Annotated in this window: 14 protein-coding genes and 1 riboswitch; of the genes, 8 read left to right on the top strand and 6 right to left on the bottom strand. The window is 73.8% G+C overall.

Features of this window, described 5'->3' with window-relative positions:
* Positions 1-140 precede the first annotated feature (140 nt).
* From ABZ452_RS25655 to ABZ452_RS25670, 4 genes are all read left to right on the top strand, one after another.
* Complete coding sequence (locus ABZ452_RS25655; protein WP_357947785.1) at positions 141-473, top strand: hypothetical protein; 333 nt, start codon at positions 141-143, stop codon at positions 471-473.
* 161 nt (positions 474-634) lie between these two features.
* A complete protein-coding gene (locus ABZ452_RS25660; protein ID WP_357947788.1) occupies positions 635-1,411 on the top strand; it encodes a hypothetical protein in 777 nt (258 codons plus the stop codon).
* A gap of 978 nt (positions 1,412-2,389) precedes the next feature.
* Positions 2,390-2,532: riboswitch (cyclic di-AMP (ydaO/yuaA leader) on the top strand.
* A gap of 199 nt (positions 2,533-2,731) precedes the next feature.
* Positions 2,732-3,574: a C39 family peptidase gene (locus tag ABZ452_RS25665; RefSeq protein WP_357947790.1), complete on the top strand. Its 843-nt coding sequence runs from the start codon at positions 2,732-2,734 to the stop codon at positions 3,572-3,574.
* A 103-nt stretch (positions 3,575-3,677) separates the two neighbouring features.
* The gene (locus tag ABZ452_RS25670; protein WP_357947793.1) at positions 3,678-4,430 is read left to right on the top strand and encodes an alpha/beta fold hydrolase; all 753 of its coding nucleotides are present in this window, start codon (positions 3,678-3,680) and stop codon (positions 4,428-4,430) included.
* An 8-nt stretch (positions 4,431-4,438) separates the two neighbouring features.
* Here the strand turns inward: ABZ452_RS25670 and ABZ452_RS25675 are convergent, their stop codons facing one another.
* From ABZ452_RS25675 to ABZ452_RS25690, 4 genes are all read right to left on the bottom strand, one after another.
* Positions 4,439-6,136 (bottom strand): CDP-glycerol glycerophosphotransferase family protein, encoded by a 1,698-nt coding sequence (locus ABZ452_RS25675; protein WP_357947796.1) that lies wholly within the window; start codon positions 6,134-6,136, stop codon positions 4,439-4,441.
* A 22-nt stretch (positions 6,137-6,158) separates the two neighbouring features.
* Positions 6,159-7,670: a bifunctional cytidylyltransferase/SDR family oxidoreductase gene (locus ABZ452_RS25680; protein WP_357947799.1), complete on the bottom strand. Its 1,512-nt coding sequence runs from the start codon at positions 7,668-7,670 to the stop codon at positions 6,159-6,161.
* 137 nt (positions 7,671-7,807) lie between these two features.
* Positions 7,808-8,608, bottom strand: coding sequence for an ABC transporter ATP-binding protein (locus ABZ452_RS25685; RefSeq protein ID WP_357947802.1), 801 nt, complete (start codon positions 8,606-8,608; stop codon positions 7,808-7,810).
* Positions 8,601-9,506, bottom strand: a complete 906-nt coding sequence (locus ABZ452_RS25690; RefSeq protein ID WP_357947804.1) for an ABC transporter permease — start codon at positions 9,504-9,506, stop codon at positions 8,601-8,603. The genes ABZ452_RS25685 and ABZ452_RS25690 overlap by 8 nt, the downstream gene beginning before the upstream one ends.
* 162 nt (positions 9,507-9,668) lie before the next feature.
* Between ABZ452_RS25690 and ABZ452_RS25695 the strand changes: the two genes are divergently transcribed.
* From ABZ452_RS25695 to ABZ452_RS25710, 4 genes are all read left to right on the top strand, one after another.
* Complete coding sequence (locus ABZ452_RS25695; protein ID WP_357947807.1) at positions 9,669-10,301, top strand: TetR/AcrR family transcriptional regulator; 633 nt, start codon at positions 9,669-9,671, stop codon at positions 10,299-10,301.
* A gap of 158 nt (positions 10,302-10,459) precedes the next feature.
* The gene (locus ABZ452_RS25700; protein WP_357947809.1) at positions 10,460-11,569 is read left to right on the top strand and encodes a DegT/DnrJ/EryC1/StrS family aminotransferase; all 1,110 of its coding nucleotides are present in this window, start codon (positions 10,460-10,462) and stop codon (positions 11,567-11,569) included.
* Positions 11,566-12,609 carry a Gfo/Idh/MocA family oxidoreductase gene (locus ABZ452_RS25705; RefSeq protein ID WP_357947812.1) on the top strand — a complete coding sequence of 348 codons (1,044 nt, stop codon included), beginning with the start codon at positions 11,566-11,568 and terminating at the stop codon, positions 12,607-12,609. Before ABZ452_RS25700 ends, ABZ452_RS25705 begins: the two co-directional genes overlap by 4 nt.
* Before the next feature lie 123 nt (positions 12,610-12,732).
* Entirely contained in the window at positions 12,733-14,322 is a 1,590-nt protein-coding gene (locus ABZ452_RS25710; RefSeq protein WP_357947814.1) for a glycosyltransferase family 4 protein, read from the top strand.
* Between the two features lie 103 nt (positions 14,323-14,425).
* Here ABZ452_RS25710 and ABZ452_RS25715 read toward each other — a convergent pair whose 3' ends face one another.
* Positions 14,426-16,573 carry a glycosyltransferase gene (locus ABZ452_RS25715; protein ID WP_357947816.1) on the bottom strand — a complete coding sequence of 716 codons (2,148 nt, stop codon included), beginning with the start codon at positions 16,571-16,573 and terminating at the stop codon, positions 14,426-14,428.
* Complete coding sequence (locus ABZ452_RS25720; protein ID WP_357947818.1) at positions 16,570-17,994, bottom strand: glycosyltransferase; 1,425 nt, start codon at positions 17,992-17,994, stop codon at positions 16,570-16,572. The genes ABZ452_RS25715 and ABZ452_RS25720 overlap by 4 nt, the downstream gene beginning before the upstream one ends.
* Positions 17,995-17,999: the final 5 nt, after the last annotated feature.

Genomic DNA, 17,999 nt, shown 5'->3' on the forward strand with positions numbered 1-17,999 from the left:
CCCGCGCGGGGGGGGGCCCCCCCCCCGGGGGGGGGGGGCCGGGGGGGCCCCCGGGGGGGGGGCCCCCCCCCCCCCCCCCCCCGGCCCCCCCCCCCCCCCCCCCCCCCCGGGCCCCCCCCCCCCCGACCGCCACCGGAACGATGACCGGACTCGGTGGCGGGATCACCGCCGCCACCGCTGCCAGGCAGGACGTCGGTGGCGGGATCACCGCCGTCACCGCCGCCGGGCAGGACCTCGCTGGCGGGACCATCGCCGTCAATGCCGCCGGGCAGGACCTCGGTGGCGGGATCACCGCCGTCACCGCTGGTGGGCAGGACGTCGGCGGCGCAGCCGCTGACACGCGGGCCGTCCCCGCTGTTGAGTCCGTGCCGGTGGCGCCCCTCTCGGCCGTGACAGGCGTGACCGGCCGGCCGCTCGTCCTGACCGGGCTGGTCCCGGCCACCGTCGGCTCCCGGGCCCCGCCCGCCCGCTGACCCCGCCCGCGGGCCGGCGCCCCACGCCCGCCGCACGCACCGAACCTCACCCCCGCACCCGCCCGCCGGGCGGCCCCGCGGCACCCGCTGCCGCCGCGCCCGCCGCATCCACGGGTCGTGCGGACACCTCTCCACCACGTTCTCTCCCGTGAGGTGCCGACATGCCGCAAACCGTTCTCTACCGTTTCCTGACCGAGGTTCCCGAGGCCGCCGCGATCTGGTCGGCCCTGCTCGTGCTCGCCCTCGGCCTGCTCGCCGTGCTGGTCGCCCGCCCGGAGCGCGACGGCGCGCCCGATCCGGCGCCCGACCCGGCCGCCGAGGAAGCCGCTCGCCGGGCCGACCTGCGCCGCTACGCCGACGAGGTGGCGGTGGCCGCCGCCGGCGCCGCGCAGAGCGCCCGGCGGCGCCGCGAGCAGTGGCTCACCGCCCAGGACGAGGCCGATCGGGCCTGGCGGGCGTACGACGAGGCCGAGGCCGCCGCCCGCCGCCTCGCCAGCGCCGCCGCCCTGCCCGCCCCGCACACCCCACGCACCCCGGCCGAGTACGCGGCCCGGGAGCGCTGGCTGCACCACGCCGCGATGACCGCGCACTGGCGGGGCGACCTGAGCGCCCGGCAACTCGCCGACGTGCTGGCCCACCGCAACGGGTGGGACCCGCGCCGGCACCCGGCCGAGCAGGAGATCGTCCTGGCCCGGGCCGTACGCGAGAGCCGCCGGGCGGCCTGGGCGACGGCCGCCGAGCGGGAGCGGCGGGCGTGGCGGGACGCCGAACTGGCCGCCGAGGCGGCCCGCGCCCTGTCGGCCGAGTCCTACGCGGCGGCCACCGCCCTCCGTCCCGCCGACGCCGCCACGGCGACCGTGGAGGGGCGGAACGACGCGACGGTGCGGATCCCGGCCACCGTGCCCGGGGCGCGCTGGCGTCCCGTCCGGGCCGGCTGAACGTGGTCCACTCCCGTTCCGGGAGAGCTGGTGGCAACCGTCCGCAGGGCGGCGAGCGTGCGGCCGGAGAGCGTGCGGCCGGAGAGCCGGTGGCCGGATGTGGTCGTGCCGGCCGCTAGGAACTTGATGACGTGAACGGATCGGGCGCGCGGCCCTCCCGGACGCCTGTCGAGCTGCCGTCGTGACCGACCAGACGTGGCCGGCGGCAAGTTGGGCGTGAGTCGTTCAGGACATCAAGTTCCTAGCGGGTCCGAGCGGATGTCCTGGCGGTCGGCGAGCCGGCTGGCCAGGACACCAAGTTCGTAGCCGGTCTTGAGCGAATGTCCTGGGCGCCGGTGGGCCGGCTGGCGGGGCCGCTGGGTAACCCTGTGGCCTGTGGCCCGTGCCCCGTGGCCCGTGGCCCGTGGCCCGTGGCCCGTGGCAGCGGTAGCTGGAGAGCCGTCGTGCCCGGCCTGCGTCACCGCCGGCCCGACCCGCGGCGTCGCGCCGACTCGACCCCACGGCGTCACGCCGGTTCGACCCACGGCGTCACGGCCGGCCCGACCCCACGCGTCACGCTGGTCCGACCCCGCGCGTCACGCTGGTCCGACCCCACGGCGTCACGCCGGTCCGACCTCACGGCGTCACGCGGGGGCCGACTCCCATGGCGTCACGTGAGCCCGACTCCCCACGCGGGGCCGAGTCTGCCGAATTGTTATCCGAATTCGGTGAGCCCGGTCACCGGGACCCCGGAAACGGTCACCGGGCGCAGGCCGGGCGAAGTGCCCCCGCAATTCCGGGTCAGCCGCCACCGGATGTCCGCTTTTCGCCCGCCGGCGCCGCCGTAACTGCCTGTCCCATTGAGTGAAGTCAGTGACGGAGTGTTCCGATATCCGTAGCGATGCACGAGGTTTAAGCAGGTGGGAGCGCTTGGCAGGCGGCATACCCACCGGTAGTGTCGGCGCGTCCGGAGCGGTTTCCGATCGCAAGTGGCGACGCCGCGCCGACCCGCCTAATCGTGTTCTTACGAACCGGGGACCCACAGCAACACCGGGGTGAATCCGCGGGCCCACGGCCTGTGGTAGGGCGTACTTCCCGCCCGAATCCGTCAGCTAACCCGGTCGGCGGCCACGGAAGGAGTGCCATTCCTCGTGCTCACCTCCCCCCGCTCGTCCCCCCGCCTCCACGGCATCGTGGTGCCGGCGCTCGCCTGACGGCGACCGGACCCGGCAACCGCCCCGAACGCCCGGCCCCCCGGGCGCTCCCCTTCCGCGGCGACCCGCCCCGCCAGCGCGCGTGAGTTCCTCCGCGCGTGGGCCGGTGTGTGCCGCGCACGCTCCCGTGGAGGAACCCGTGAAGCATCACCTGAAGCGTCAGCTGCGGCGTCTCGTGACCGAGCGCCCGTACCAGATCATCGCCGGCTCGGCCGCGGCGCTCGTGCTCGCCGGCGGCGCCGGCGCCACCCTGAACGCCACCGACGACGCCCCGGTCCAGCAGGAGAACACCGCCGCGGTCGCCGAGCTGGGCTCGCGGCTCGGTGAGGTCGCCAGCCGGGGCGAGGCCCGGGCGGCCGTCCCGGCGCCGTCCGCCTCGCCGAGCGCGTCGCCGTCGGCCGCGAAGTCCGCGGCCAAGGCCACCACCGACCCGGACACCACCCGGAAGGCCAAGCCGAAGCCGCCGTCGACCAAGGTGCTGGACTACACCTACGAGGCGCAGACCGCCTACTGGAACTGCGGCCCGGCCGCGGTGCGCAACGCGCTCAGCGCGAGCGGCGTCGAGACCACCCAGGACGCGATGATCGCCCCGCTGAACGCCGGCGAGAACGGCACCAACTCCGCCGAGGACACCACCCGGGGCCTGAACCAGATGGTCAAGGGCAACCCGTACCGGACGCACATGTTCGGCGGCTCGGCGAGCCCGGCGGAGATCGACCAGCTCCAGGCTGACGTGGTCAAGGCGATCACCGACGGCCGGGGAGTGGTGGTCAACATCGCCGGCGACGCCACCGACACCGACGGCGGCTGGCACTCGTTCCCGGGCGGCCACTACATCGCGGTGGTCGGCTACAAGAACGACGGCCGCACGGTCCGGATCGCCGACTCGGCGAACGCGGCGCTGCCCGCGTACTGGATCAGCACCATCGACCTGGCGAACTGGGCGGCCACGCGCGGCTACTCCGCCTGATCGCAGCTCTCCCGTCGGGCACCGGCTCCACCGAGCCGGTGCCCGACGTCGTCGTGCCGGCTGCTCTCGCGCGTCGTGTCCGTCCGGTGGCACACTGCGGCCTATGGGCGACGCGACGGGTACCCGCCATCTGCTGCTGCTGCACGGCATGGGCGCCACCGGTGAGGTGTGGCTGCCCTGGGCGCCGCTGCTGGAGCGCCACTGGGCGGGGCGGTGGCTCGCACCCGACCTGGCCGGGCACGGCTGGTCGCCCCCGCTGCCGGAATACTCCTTCGAGGCCCTGGCCCGGCGGGTGGTCGAGGGGCTCGGTCCGGTGGCCGAGCGGCTCGGCCCCCGCGACCGGCTCGTGCTGCTCGGCCACTCGCTGGGCGGGGTCGTGGCGCTGGCGCTGGCCGCGCGGTCGCGGCGCCTGCCCGTCGACGCGGTGGTCGGGCTGGGCATCAAGGCCGTCTGGTCCCCGGCCGAGCTGGAGAAGGCCCGCGAGCTGGCCGACCGTCCGGTGACCTGGTTCGCCACCCGGGACGAGGCGGCCCGCCGCTACCTGCGGGTCTCCGGGCTGGCCGGGCTGTTCGCCCCCGACCACCCCGTGGTGGAGGCGGGGCTGCGCCGGGAGGACGGCCGCTGGCGGCTGGCCATGGACCCGGCCGCCTTCGCGGTGGGGGAGCCCCGGCTGCCGGCGCTGCTCGCCGCCGTCGACGTCCCGGTGCTGCTGGCCCGTGGCGAGCAGGACCCGATGGTGACCGACGCGCAGCTCAAGGAACTGGGCGTCCCGGTCGCCACCCTGCCCGGCCTGGGCCACAACGCGCACGTCGAGGACCCGGCGGCGGTGCTCGCCCTGCTCGACGCGTACCTCTGAGCCTCGGCTCAGGCGGTGGGGGAGGGGAGCGGCGAACCGTCCCGCGGGGCGGGCGCGGTCCCGGCCGGCGCGAGCTGCCGGCGGGCGGCGTCGAGAAACACCTCGGCGTAGGACTCGGCCGGGAAGTCGCCCAGGTAGCGGGCGCGGGTGGCCCAGCGCGCCGCCGCCTTCGGGTCGGTGTCCAGGAGCCCGGTCAGCACCTCGTCCACGTTGGACATGTCCCGGCGCAGCACGTAGCCGGAACCGGCGAGGGGGAACCGCTCGACGAAGTGCTCCCCGTCGACGCCCATGTCGGTGACCGCGTACGGCTTGCCGGAGTAGAGCCAGTCGGAGATCACCCCGGAGACGTCCGAGACCAGCGCGTCGGCCCGGTTGACGCACTCGGTCAGGGTCAGCTCGCGGCCGGCCGCCGCACCCCACAGGTGCGCGCGCCCGGTCCTCGCCCGGTCGGCGGCGAGCAGCTCGGTGAGGCGGGCCAACTGCCGGGCCGAGGCCGGGTTCTGGGTGGTGTACGGGTGCGCCCGCAGGATCACCGTCGCCCCCCGGTCCAGCAGCCGGCGGATCAGCGTCTCGGCCACCGGCAGCGAGCAGTAGTCGGCGTCGGCGTGGTGCCCCGTCCAGGTGGGCGTGTAGAGCACGGTCGGGTGGGCGAGGCCGGTGACCGGCTCCCGGCGTACCTCGATGGCCTCCACCTGGGGACGGCCGACCACGACGAACTTCTCGGCGGGGATCTCCACGCCGGCGCGGGCGTACCGCTCGATCGCGGCCTGCCCGGCCACGAAGATCTTGTCGAAGATCGCCGAGACCGGGTTGGCGCTGGGCGCCTTGTCGCTGTCCCCGTGGTGCAGCTGCACGTGGGTGAGCTGGGTGAAGCGGATGCAGTGGCTGTTCTTCGCGCCGTGGTTGACGTAGAAGGCCGCGCGGAGGCTCGGCACCAGCGCCTCGTCCATGGTCTTCAGCGTGGGGCAGAAGACCACCGGCGCGCGGGTCGCGGCGGCCACGGTCGGCAGGAACTCGGGCTCGCGCACCAGCACCAGGAACGGCCGGCCGATCCGCTCCAGGTAGGGCAGCCACATGGTGACCTGGTACTCGGAGCCCGGCGGGGCGGAGAAGTAGAGCAGGAACTCGGGCTGGTGCCGGCGCAGCGCCCGGCCCACGGGGCCGCCGCCGGCCGGCGGCCGGAACCGGCGCCGGGCCAGGTCGAGGCCGACCGCGCCGCAGCCCGCCCCGACCAGCAGCGCGGCCATCAGGGCCACCCAGGCGGGCAGCGCCAGGCCGGCGGCGAGCGCCACCAGGGCGAGCAGCACCAGCAGCGCGTCGCCGAGCCGGGCGGCGACCAGCGGGGTCCAGGACCGGACCGGCAGGTTGGCCGCCCGGATCTCCAGCGCGCCGGCGTCGCGCAGCGGCCCGACCAGCAGCACCAGGCCGAGCAGGACCAGCGCGGTGGCCGCCAGCGCCGGGTCGAAGCCGGCGTCCAGCCGGCGGGCGTAGCCGACCAGGATGCCGGCGGCGACCAGCACCGACTCGGCGAGGCCGTCGGCGGTCGGCCGGACCCGGCGCTCCCAGGCGGCGGCGGCGAGCGCGGCGACCGCGACCGTCAGGCCCCAACCGGTCGCCCCGGTGAGCGCCACGACGAGGAAGGCCAGCACCGCCAGCCCGGTGGTCAGCACCCGGGCGAGCAGCTTCCGGACCAGGTCACCGCGCATCTGGCTCGTCCCGTCCCGCGGCTCAGGCGTCGATGCCGGTGGGCAGTTGCTCGGTGGCGTGCGCGCCGGGCTGGGCGGGCACCGCGGCCACCGGCTCGCCGGGCGCCCGGCGGACGTCGATGACCTGGCCGGTCAGCTCGGAGATCAGCACGTCCAGGGAGGCCTGGGCGACGGCCTCGGCGGAGAGCAGGGTGTGCTCCGGCTCCTCACCGAACGCCTTGGTGCGCATCGGGGTGGCGGTGCGCTCCGGGTTGACGCAGTTGACCCGTACGCCGAACTCGGCCCACTCGTCGGCGAGGGCCTGGGTCAGGTTGACCAGCGCGGCCTTGGTCGCCGAGTAGAGCGCGTAGCGCGCCCGGCCCCGGGTGTAGGAGCTGGAGGTGTAGAGGAGCAGCTGGCCCTTGGTCTGCTGGAGGTAGGGCAGCGACTGCCGGGCGATGGTGACCGGGCCGACGAAGTTGACGTGCAGGAGGCGGTCCATCGTCTCCTCGTCCATCTCCGCGAGGGCGCCCTTCTCCAGGATCCCGGCGGTGACCACCACGTGGTCGATCCGGCCGGTCGCCTCGAAGGCGGTCTTCAGCGCGGCGGCGACGTCCTCGGCCCGCTCGACGTGCGTGCCGGTGGTGGAGCGGCTGAACGGGAAGACCTGGGCGCCGTAGCGGCGGGCCAGCTCGGTGAGGTCGTGGCCGATGCCGTAGCTGCCGCCGAAGACGACGATGGTCCGGCCGGTCAGCTCCTCGGTGTAGCCACGGTGGTCGCTGACCTTGGGCACCTGGGCGGCGGCGAGCTGGAAGAGCTTGTCCGCCAGGTGCACGTCGACCGGGTGGGTGACCTTGATGTTCTCGTCCGAGCCGTCGATCACCTTGATCGGCGTGCCGGGCAGGTAGCGCAGGACCACGCCGCAGTCGTCGGTGGCGGCGAAGTCCGGGTCGCCCTCGGCCCGCCGGTACGCCTCGCGGATGGTGCCGGAGCGGAACGCCTGCGGGGTCTGGCCGCGGCGCAGGGTGGCGCGGACCGGAATGTCGGTGATGCACTCGTCCTGGTCGACCTGGACGATCGTGTCGGCGGACGGGATGGCCACGTCCACGGCCGAGTAGGCCCAGAGCGCGTTCACGCACTCGCGCACGATCCGGGCGCTGACCAGGGGGCGCACCGCGTCGTGGAAGAGGATGTTGACGTCGCCCTCGCCGACGGCGTCCAGTGCGATCCGGGTGGTGTCGTTGCGGGTGTCGCCGCCCTCGATCACCTTGCTGACCTTGCGGAAGCCCGCGTTGGCGACGATCCGCTCGGCGTCGGGCACGTGGCCGGCGGCCATCAGCACGATGATCTCGTCGATCTCCGGCGCGGCCTCGAACACGGCCAGGGTGTGCTCGATGATCGGCTTGCCGGCGATCTTCAGCAGCTGCTTCGGGATGCCCAGCCCGAGACGCGTCCCGGTCCCCCCGGCGAGGATGACGGCCACCGTCCGCGAGGGGCGCCAGGGAGCCGGGCTCGCCGGCGCGGCGTCCGGTGCGGGGGTGCGGTCCTGCGTCATTGCCGTTCCTCACTTCTGCGGGGGGTTTGTGGTTCGGTGACCAAGTGGTGAATTTTGGTCGGCGCCGAGGGAAACCTTAACGCGTACGACGGAGCGCACCGACCCGGGCGAGCCCGGAACCGGTGCGCTCCGGACGGCTACTTCTGGTTCTCGTAGGCGTCGCAGACCTCCTTGGTGGGGCCGTCCATCTTCAGGACGCCGCTCTCCAGCCAGATGGTGCGCTCGCAGGTGTCCCGGATCGAGCCGATGGAGTGGCTGACCAGGAAGACGGTGCCGGCGCTCTCCCGCAGCTCCCGCACCCGCTGCTCGCTGCGGGCCCGGAACTTGCGGTCACCGGTGGCCAGCGCCTCGTCGATGAGCAGCACGTCGTGCTTCTTCGCGGCGGCGATGGCGAAGCGCAGCCGCGCGCCCATGCCGGAGGAGTAGGTGCGCATCGGCAGCGAGGCGAAGTCGCCGCGCTCGTTGATCCCGGAGAACTCGATGATCTCCGGAGCCAGCCGCTTGACCTCTTCCGGCGGCATGCCCATGGCCAGGCAGCCGAGCACCACGTTGCGCTCGCCGGAGAGGTCGTTGAGCAGGGCCGCGTTCACGCCGAGCAGGGACGGCTGGCCCTGCGTGTAGACCGCGCCCCGGGCCGGCGGGAGGAGGCCGGCGATGGTCCGCAGCAGGGTCGACTTGCCGGAGCCGTTGCTGCCGATCAGGCCGATCGCCTCGCCCTGGTAGGCGGTGAAGCTCACGCCCTTGACCGCGTGCACCTCGCGGATGTTCGGCGCGTTGGTCCGGGACACGATCCGCTTGAGCGCGGAGACCGGGGTGGTGCCACCGGTGGCGCCCTTGTGGATCCGGTAGATCACGTGCACGTCGTCCACCACCACGGTGGGGATGCGCCCCGAGTCCACCACGGCGGTGCTGCCCGCCGGCTGCGTGAGGTCAGCCACGGCCGTACTCCTCTTCTCCGCGCCAGAAGTAGACGAACCCACCGATCCCGGCGACCACCGCCCAGGCGACGGCCAGCGACCACAGCCGCAGCGGCGAGGACGCGATGTGCTCGGGGTGGGCCGAGTCGAGCAGCGCGTACCGGGCCAGCTCGATGTAGACCAGGATCGGGTTGCACTCGAGGATGTTCGCGGCCCAGCCGGGGAGCCGCTCCGCGAAGAGCGTGACGCTGTAGAGCACGCCGGACGCGTACAGCCAGGTGCGCATCACGAAGGGCATGACCTGCTTGAGGTCGGTGATCTTCGAGCCGAGCCGGGCCATCACCATGGTCAGCCCGATGTTGAAGATCGTCTGGAGCACCAGCATCGGCGCGAGGAACAGCCAGCGGAAGGTCAGCGGCTCGCCGGTCGCCAGCACGATGCACGCCAGCACCACCATCGACATGAGCAGCTGCTGGAGCTGCACCAGCGTGACGGTGATCGGCAGCGCGGCCCGGGGGAACTGGAGGGCCCGGATCAGGCCCAGGTTGCCGGTGATCGCGCTGGTGCCGTTCTGCACCGCGGTCTGCGTGAACAGGAACACGAACACGCCGGTGCAGAGGTACGCGATGAAGTTCGGCACGTGCTTGTTCTGCGAAATGATCACGCCGAAGATCAGGTAGTAGACCGCCGCGTTGGTGAGCGGGGTCAGCACCTGCCAGAGCTGGCCGAGCTGGGTGTTGCTGAACGAGGAGGCGACCTTCGCCCGCGAGTACGCGGTCATGAAGTGCCGGTACGCCCACAGCCGGCGGGCGTACTCGGCCAGAGGCGGGCGTTCCCCCGCGACCCGCAGCCCGTACCGCTGGGCGAGCTGGGCCCGGGTCAGCCCGGATTCGGGGTCGGCCACCGCGGTGTTGGCCATGGTGAGGCGCTCCGATCTTTCGTGCCGATGGGGAGCAGGAGATGTGTGTCGCGGCGTGAAAATCTAGCGTGGCCGGGCGGGGAGGTGCCTCGCTGATGCGTGGAAGGTAGTCCAAAACACGTCGGGACGCAACCGTACCGTCGTTGCGCTACATTGTCCCACGTGACGACCGAGAAGAGGCGTGCCCCGGCCGGCGCGGCGGTGCTGCGCGGGGAGATCACCAGTGCCATCCGCGCCGCCGTGATGCAGGAGTTGGCCGAGGTCGGCTACGGCCGCCTCTCCATCGAGGCGGTGGCCCGCCGGGCCGGGGTCAGCAAGACCGCGATCTACCGCCGCTGGCGTTCGAAGCTCGACCTCGTGCTGGACATGGTCTCCGCGGCGGCGGGCCGCAACCTGCCGCTGCTGGACACCGGGAGTCTCCTGGGCGACCTGGAGATCCTGCTCCACGTGATGGCCCGTGCGCTGCGTCACCGCCTGGCCTCGCAGATCATCCCGGACCTGCTGGCCGAGGCGGCCCGCAACCCGCAGATCGCGGAGAAGCTCCAGGCGGCGCTGGACGACTACCAGCAGACCGTCGGCCGGATCCTGATCGGCCGCGCGGTCGAGCGGGGCGAGCTCTCCCCGGACACCGACCGGCGTGCCGCCGTGGACCTGATCGTCGGTCCGCTCTACTGGCGGATGGCCATCTCCCGGGCGCCGCTGGACCTCGACGAGGTGCCCCGCCTGGCCTCCGCGATCGTGGCGGCCCTCCGGGTAGCATGCTTGGGGCCTGTCCGCGGCGAGGTGGAAGTGTGACCCCCGGGTCCCCCCGTCCGCGGCCCTCAGTCGATCATGAACACCAGGACACATCTGGTCGGACAATGGGTGCGACCGGGTTGTTTCCAGCACCAACCGTTACCATCCCCCCCGAAACTGTCCCCCACATGAGAACCCTGTCGACAGGAGGAAGCCCCATGGTCGGGCCGCATCCAGAGTTCATTCCCCCAGCACGACCGATCATCGGTGAGGCCGAGATCGAGGCGGCTGTCCGGGTGCTGCGGAGCGGCCGGGTCGTTCAGGGCCCCGAGGTCGCGGCGTTCGAGGAGGAGTTCGGCGACCTGGTCGCCGGCCGGCACTGCGTGGCCGTCAACTCCGGCACCTCCGCGCTCCAGCTGACCCTGATGGCGCTCAACGTCGGCCCGGGCGACGAGGTCATCGTGCCCTCGTTCTCCTTCGCCGCCAGCGCCAACGCGGTCCGGCTGGTCGGCGCCGAGCCGGTCTTCGTGGACATCGAGCCGGGCAGCTTCTGCGTCGACCCGGAGGCCGTCGCCGCCGCCGTCACGCCGCGCACCGTCGCCATCATGCCGGTGCACCTCTACGGCCACCCGGCGGCCATGGACCGGATCATGGCCGTCGCCGAGCGGCACGGCCTCGCCGTGGTGGAGGACGCCGCCCAGGCGCACGGGGCCACCCTGCACGGCACCCCGGTCGGCGCCTTCGGCACCGCCGGCTGCTTCAGCTTCTACCCGACGAAGAACATGCACGCCCTGGAGGGCGGCATGGTCACCACCGCCGACGCCGAGCTGGCCCGCACGCTGCGGCTGCTGCGCAACCAGGGCATGGAGCAGCGGTACGCCAACGAGATCGTCGGCGCCAACATGCGGATGACGGACGTGGCGGCCGCGATCGGCCGGGTGCAGCTGACCCAGCTCGGCGAGTGGACCGAGCAGCGCCGCGCCAACGCCAAGTTCCTCGACTCGAAGATCACCGGGATGGTCACCCCGCCCGTGGCGGACGCCGCCAAGCACGTCTACCACCAGTACACCGTGCGGGTGGAGGGCAACCGGGGCGCGGCCATGGCCCGCCTCACCGAGCTGGGCATCGGCAACGCCGTCTACTACCCGACCCCGATCCACCGGCTCAAGCCCTACCTCGACGCCGACGGCAAGCCGGGCCCGTGGGACCTGCCGGAGACCGAGCGGGCCGCCGCCGAGGTGGTCTCGCTGCCGGTGCACCCGTCGCTGAGCCCGGCCGACCTGGAGCGGATCGCCGAGGGCGCGAACCTCGCCGGGGGTGCCCGATGAGTGGGGCCCGCAAGCTGCGCGCCGGCCTGATCGGCCTGGGCGCCATGGGGCGCAACCACGCCCGCGTGCTGTCCAACCTCGACGGCGTCGAGCTGGTCGGCGTGGTCGACCCGGCCGGCGACGTGACCGGCACGCTCCGCGCGCCGGTGGTCCCCACGCTGGGTGACCTGCTGGCCCTGGGCGTCGACTACGCGGTCGTCGCCTGCCCGACCGCCCTGCACGAGCAGATCGGCCTGGAGCTGGCCGCCAACGGTGTCTCCGCGCTCATCGAGAAGCCGCTGGCCCAGTCCGTCGAGGCCGCCACCAAGCTGGTGGAGGCGTTCGAGTCCGCCGGCCTGGTCGCCGGCGTCGGCCACATCGAGCGCTACAACCCGGCGCTGCAGAGCCTGCGCACCCGGCTGGAGGCCGGCGAGCTGGGCGAGGTCTTCCAGGTCGTCACCCGGCGCCAGGGCCCGTTCCCGCACCGGATCGCCGACGTCGGCGTGGTGATGGACCTGGCCACCCACGACATCGACCTGACCGCCTGGGTGACCGGCCGCGAATACACCTCGGTGGCGGCCCGGACCGTCTCCCGCAGCGGCCGCCTGCACGAGGACATGGTCGCCGTGGTCGGCCAGCTCTCCGACGGCACGATGGTCAACCACCTGGTCAACTGGCTGAGCCCGCTCAAGGAGCGGTCCACCGTGGTCACCGGCGACAAGGGCTGCTTCGTCGCCGACACGCTCACCGCCGACCTGACCTTCTACGCCAACGCCGCCATCGACACCGAGTGGGAGGCGCTGCGCGCGTTCCGCGGCGTGGCCGAGGGCGACATGGTCCGGTACGCGATCCCGAAGCGGGAGCCGCTGCTGGTCGAGCACGAGCGCTTCCGCGACGCCGTCGAGGGCAAGCAGAGCGACATCGTCACCCTGCGGCAGGGGCTGCGGACCGTCCAGGTCGCCGCGGGCCTGCTGGAGTCCGCCGCGGACGGCAAGGTCGTCTCGGTCCTGCCGTCCCGCGGCGCCCCCGAGCCCCGGCAGTCCGCCGGGAGCGCCGTCTAGCGGCAGCTCGCTTCCGCAGCGGCGGCGACATCCCGCCGCCGCTGCGCAGTCACCCCTCCGGGTCGCCCGGCGGTCGGCACCCGCCGGCCGGGCGGCCCCAGCCGACCCCTCGAAAGGACAGGGATGGACCCGGACAGCACCCGCCCACGGGGGCGGGTCGTCATGTTGGTGGACAACGGGGTGCACGGCGACTCCCGGGTGCAGAAGACGGCGCGCTCCGCCGCCGAGGCCGGCTGGGAGGTGATCCTGCTCGGCATCCTGGGCAAGACGTCACCCGAGGACAGCTGGATGATCGGCGACGCGCAGGTGCGCCTGATCAAGGTGCCGCGCCCGCTGGCCCAGCACCCGCTGAACCTGCGCCGGTCGCTGCGCCGCCCCTTGGCGTACCGGCCCGGCCGGTACGCCACCCAACGGTTGAACGCGCTGAAGGCCCGACGGCTGGACCTGGAGCAGCGCCAGGTGCGGCTGGACGAGGCCCGCCGGGACGGGGCGGGGGGCAGCTACCTGATCGGCAAGCTGCTGCTGCTGCCTCCCCGCGCCACCACCAAGGTCCGCACCCAGTGGGCCCGGCTGCGCGCCGGCGAGCTGAAGCGGCTGCGCAGCAACCAGCAGAACGAGAACCTGCTGCTGACCAGGCTGTCGATCCAGTTCTGGCAGAAGGTGATGGGGCCGCGGTCGTGGCGGCGGCTCGACCCGGGCCTGTGGGACTACGAGATCGCCTTCGGCCCGGTGATCGACGAGCTTGAGCCCGACATCATCCACGCCAACGACTTCCGGATGGCCGGCGTGGGCGTACGCGCCGCCGAGCGGGCCCGGGCGCTCGGCCGGCCCACCCGGGTGGTCTGGGACGCCCACGAGTACGTCGCCGGCGTGCTCGGCCGGGAGGACAACCCGCGCTGGCTGCCCGCGCAGATCGCCTACACGGCGGAGCACGCCCCGCGGGCCGACGCCGTGGTGACCGTCTCCTCGACGCTGGCCGAGCTGCTGCGCGAGGTGCACAGCCTGCCGGAGCTGCCGGACGTCGTCCTGAACGCGCCGGACCGGGTCGTCGACGACGCCCGGCTCGCCGAGCCCGTGCCGGACCTGCGCGCCCTGTGCGGTGTCGGTCCGGACACCCCGCTGCTGGTCTACTGCGGTGGCGTGAACCCGTCCCGGGGGCTGGAGACCATGGTGGACGCCCTGCCGCGGCTGCCGGGCGTGCACATCGCCCTGGTCACCCTGCACCCGACCGGCAACAACACCCCGTCCGAGGAGGTGCGGGAACGCGCCGTGGAGGCCGGAGTGGGGGACCGGGTGCACCTGCTGCCGTACGTGCCGCACTGGCAGGTGTCGGCGTTCCTCGCGCCGGCCGACGCCGGGATCATCCCGATCCACCACAAGCCGAACCACGAGCTCGCCCTGATCACGAAGTTCCTGGAATACTCGCACGCCCGGCTGCCGATCGTGGTCAGCGATGTGCGGACGATGGCCGAGACGGTCCGCTCCACGGGCCAGGGCGAGGTGTTCCGGGCCGAGGACGTGCCCGACTACGTGCGGGCCGTGCAGGCCGTGCTGGCGGATCCGCAGCGTTACCGTCGGGCGTACGACCGGCCGGGGCTGCTGGACGGCTGGACCTGGGAGGCGCAGGCGGCCGTGCTCGACGGCGTCTACCGCCGACTGCGGCCGGACGTCGCGCCGCCGGTCCGTCAGCCGGCGGATCCGGTGCTGCGCTGACCCGCCCCGCACCTGCCCGGCCGGCGGATCCGCCGGCATGGAACGAAAAGGCCCACCCCGGTCCGCCGGGGTGGGCCTTTTCGTTCGCGTTGGCCGGGTGAGGTCAGCCCGCCGGGTCGGTGGCCGGCACCCCGAACAACTCGTCGTAACCGCGGCGGACCACCGTCCAGTCCCAGGTCGACAGGGCATGGGCGGACGCCGCCGCGCCGTCGGCCCGCCACGTGTCGTCGCTCGACGTGGCGGTCAGGATCCGCTTCGCCGCGTCGTCCGGCGTGGCGATCACCCAGTCCGCCGGGAAGAGCGTGCGGGGCCCGTGCGGCAGGTCGGCGAGGAAGGGCCAGTCCCGGACGACCGGCACCGCGCCGCTGGCCGCGCCCTCCACCAGCGCGCAGTGGAACGCCTCCCGGGTGGAGCTGCTGAGGATCACCCCGACCCCGGTGAGCACCTGGGCCACGTCGGTCACCTCGTCCAGGTAGGTGACCGCGGAGGCGAGTTCCGCCAGGTCGTTCACCAGCTCCGCCTGGTACCGCTTGTTGTTGGTGCCGGTCACCGAGTCCGGGCCGTCACCCACCAGGAGGAGCCGGTAGCGCCGGTCCTCCGCGCGGAGCAGGCGCAGCACGGCGACGGCCCAGCGCGCGTCCTTCGCGGCGGTGTCCGCTCCCACCACGGCGAGCGTGAAGCGGGCCTCGGGCGGCTTCGGAAGCGCGTGCGCGCGCAGATCCAACCCCGGGGGAAGCACGTGCTCGGCCGGGCGCCGGCCCGCACGCAGCTGCGGCAGCGCCGCGTGCGCCAGGTCCCGCAGGTGGTCCGAGACGTAGACCAGGTCGTCCACCCGGGACAGGTCGATCAGCTGCGCCCAGATGCCGGTCAGATCGAAGTTGTGCAGCCGCAGGACGATCCGGGTGTCACCCGGATCGTTCAAAGTCACCAGGGCGCCGGCCGTGCACGAGTCGACGAACACCGTGTCCGCCCAGTCCAGGTGCGGCTGGAGCCACGCCAGCACGCGCTTGCTGAAGGGCGTGGCCGCGCCGCCGGCGAGGAGGTGCTCGACGACCGCGCCCCGCTCCCGAGCGAACTTGTCGCTGACCGGGTCGTCGTCGAGCCGCACGTACCGCAGCTCCACGTCCGGCGCGAGCTCGTACCGCTGGCGGAGCTGGTCGAGGTAGTGGTCCCGGCTCGCGTCCCGGGTGAGGACGAGCAGCCGTCGCGGCCGGCCGGTCGGCGTGGGCGCGGCCGGTACCGCCCGACCGCGCTGCCGCAGCAGGGCCTGCCCGGCGGTGCTGCCCAGCAACGGGGCCAGATAAGCGTCGGCGTCGGCGACCAGCGGCGAGCCGGACTGCTCGAGCTGCGGCACCCGGTGGTAGAGCAGCTGCAACGCCTGATGAACCGCCTGGGCCGCCTTGTGCGCGTTCTTCTTGGCGAGCAGCTCGTCGGCCAGCGTGAGCTGTGCGGTCACCGTCTCGCGCAGGCAGACCGGGATCAGGCCCATGCCCAGTTCCTTCTTGGCCTCCCGGGTCAGCAGGTCGACCCGGGCCCGGCGGTCGTGCATCCGCCGTACGGCGGCGGCGGAGGCGGCCACCGCCTGGTCCGCGCGGTCGGCGTTGAGCAGTCGCAGGTGCACCTGGTAGGCGAGCCCGCCGCGGACCCGGTCCGGCAGGGCGGGGGCGGCGACGACCGTACGCCAGAACCTGGCACCCGGGGCGCTGCGCATGACCGCGGGCGCCATCGTCGCCCGGACCGAGCGCTTGGCCGCCGCGGCCGCCCGCTGTCGGGTCTCCCGCACGACGATGCCGGCCCGGGCGGACGTCGCGGCGCCCACCGTGCCCCTGCGCCGGGCCCTGCCGTCCAGCCTGGCCTGCACGGCGCGGCCCGCCGGTCCGAGCCCCTGGCAGGCGTCGGCCCGCAGGTTCCGCTGCGCCAGCTCCCAGACCGTGTGCACGGACACCGCGTCGAGGGACACCAGGATGTCGGCGGTGCGCGCCCACCCCCGGACGACCCGGTCCCGACGGATCCCCAGCCACAGCGCCCGGCTGGGCTCCGCCCCACCGGCCAGCCGCTTCACCCGGGCCTTCGCCTCGGCCTTGGGCAGGGCGTACACCTCGGCGGACGACGTGTCGAGCGACGTCAGCTCCAGCGGAAACGCGCACACCAGCCGGACCCGGACGCCCTGCGCGCGGAACCGGGCGAGCGCCTCGGACAGCACGGCTTCCTGCCGTGGCGCCGCACCCGCGATGATCAGCATCTCGATCATGACCGTCCACCTCCGGTTGCGACCGCCTCGGTCGACGGGTTCGGCGCCGCTGCCAGTTCCGTCGCCGCGCGGACGGCGGGCCTCAACTGCGCGCCCCGGGTGTACCGGTGGGCGTGCGCCCGCGCCGCCGCCCGGTCCGCCTCGGTCGCGCCGACCGCCAGCTTTCCGGCCTCGCGGAAGCTCTCCGCCAGCCGGACCGGCTCCAGACCCACCGCCCCGGTCCACAGCGGGTGCCCGGCCAGCACCCGCGCCGCGTCGTGGTCGACCTCGTGGGCCGACATCACCGGCAGCCCGCTGGCCGCGTACTCGTACACCTTGCCGGAGGTGACGTAGGCGCCGCCCACCAGCATCAGGACCAGCGCGTCCCAGCGCGCGTACGTGCCGGCCACGTCGGCCTTGGCGACCGGACCGCCGAACACGACGCCGTCCGGCTCGGCGGCGCGCAGCAGCTCCATGTGGGCGTTCGCCTCACGCAGCGCGCCCGCGCCGATGTGGCCCCGCACCTCGAACGTGCTGCGGGCGATCAGGGGATCGTCGCGCCGCGCCATCCGCCAGCCGGTGAGGACCTCGTCCAGCAGGACCGGCGAGAAGTTGATCGATCCCAGGTAACCGAAGGTGAGGCCCGCCTCCGGGTCGACCCGGTGCTCCACCGTGGGCACGCCGTCCTCGTCGAAGCCGTTGCGCACCACCCGCACCCGGTCCGCGACGGACGGGTAGCGCTCCTGGTAGAAGCGGGCGATCGGGTCGTTGACGCACCAGATGGCGCCCGCCTGCTCCAGGACCTTCTTCTCCCACCGCCCGGCGGGTGACTTCTCCGGGAACGCCGCCTCGCCGGTGATGACGTCCAGCGACCAGCCGTCGCGGAAGTCCACCACGTAGGGCACCCGGTGCTCCTCCCACAGCCGCCAGGTGGGCGCCAGGTTGACGTACGGCGCGCAGCTGGCCACCAGCAGGTCGGCCGGGTGTTCGCGGTGGATCCGGAGCACGGCCTTCTCGAGCGCGAAGCGCCAACCACCGAAGACCGGCTCCGGGAAGACGGTCAGGTCCCGCTTGCGCTGCTGCTCGATCCACTCCCGGGGGCGCAGCGAGCGGGCCTCGGAGAAGTTGCGGATGTCCGTTTCCAGGTCCTTACGGGCCAGGGGCAGCTCGACCACCCGGATCCGCGGGTCGACGCCGGCGGAGAGGCTGTGGTCCAGCCCGTACTCGCGCTCCCACGCCTCCTCGCAGATCGTGACGACGGTGACGTCCCAGTCGAGCGCGGCGAACTGGTTGGCGGTCTCGCGCAGCCGGTAGGCGGAGCTCTTCGCCGCCGGTGGGAAGCCGATGGCGAGGTAGATGACATGGGGCCGGGCGCCGGACCGGGAACGGGGGCGAGTGACACGGGTCAGGCGGGCCAACGCGGAGGGGAGGGATTGGCGCATCGTTG

Source organism: Micromonospora sp. NPDC005707, assembly GCF_040631005.1.
Taxonomy (GTDB): Bacteria; Actinomycetota; Actinomycetes; order Mycobacteriales; family Micromonosporaceae; genus Micromonospora.

Coding starts and splice junctions, on each gene's coding strand:
- ABZ452_RS25655 (WP_357947785.1), top strand. CDS start 141: ATGACCGGACTCGGTGGCGGGATCACCGCCGCCACCGCTGCCAGGCAG.
- ABZ452_RS25660 (WP_357947788.1), top strand. CDS start 635: ATGCCGCAAACCGTTCTCTACCGTTTCCTGACCGAGGTTCCCGAGGCC.
- ABZ452_RS25670 (WP_357947793.1), top strand. CDS start 3,678: ATGGGCGACGCGACGGGTACCCGCCATCTGCTGCTGCTGCACGGCATG.
- ABZ452_RS25675 (WP_357947796.1), bottom strand. CDS start 6,136: ATGCGCGGTGACCTGGTCCGGAAGCTGCTCGCCCGGGTGCTGACCACC.
- ABZ452_RS25680 (WP_357947799.1), bottom strand. CDS start 7,670: ATGACGCAGGACCGCACCCCCGCACCGGACGCCGCGCCGGCGAGCCCG.
- ABZ452_RS25690 (WP_357947804.1), bottom strand. CDS start 9,506: ATGGCCAACACCGCGGTGGCCGACCCCGAATCCGGGCTGACCCGGGCC.
- ABZ452_RS25700 (WP_357947809.1), top strand. CDS start 10,460: ATGGTCGGGCCGCATCCAGAGTTCATTCCCCCAGCACGACCGATCATC.
- ABZ452_RS25705 (WP_357947812.1), top strand. CDS start 11,566: ATGAGTGGGGCCCGCAAGCTGCGCGCCGGCCTGATCGGCCTGGGCGCC.
- ABZ452_RS25710 (WP_357947814.1), top strand. CDS start 12,733: ATGGACCCGGACAGCACCCGCCCACGGGGGCGGGTCGTCATGTTGGTG.
- ABZ452_RS25715 (WP_357947816.1), bottom strand. CDS start 16,573: ATGATCGAGATGCTGATCATCGCGGGTGCGGCGCCACGGCAGGAAGCC.
- ABZ452_RS25720 (WP_357947818.1), bottom strand. CDS start 17,994: ATGCGCCAATCCCTCCCCTCCGCGTTGGCCCGCCTGACCCGTGTCACT.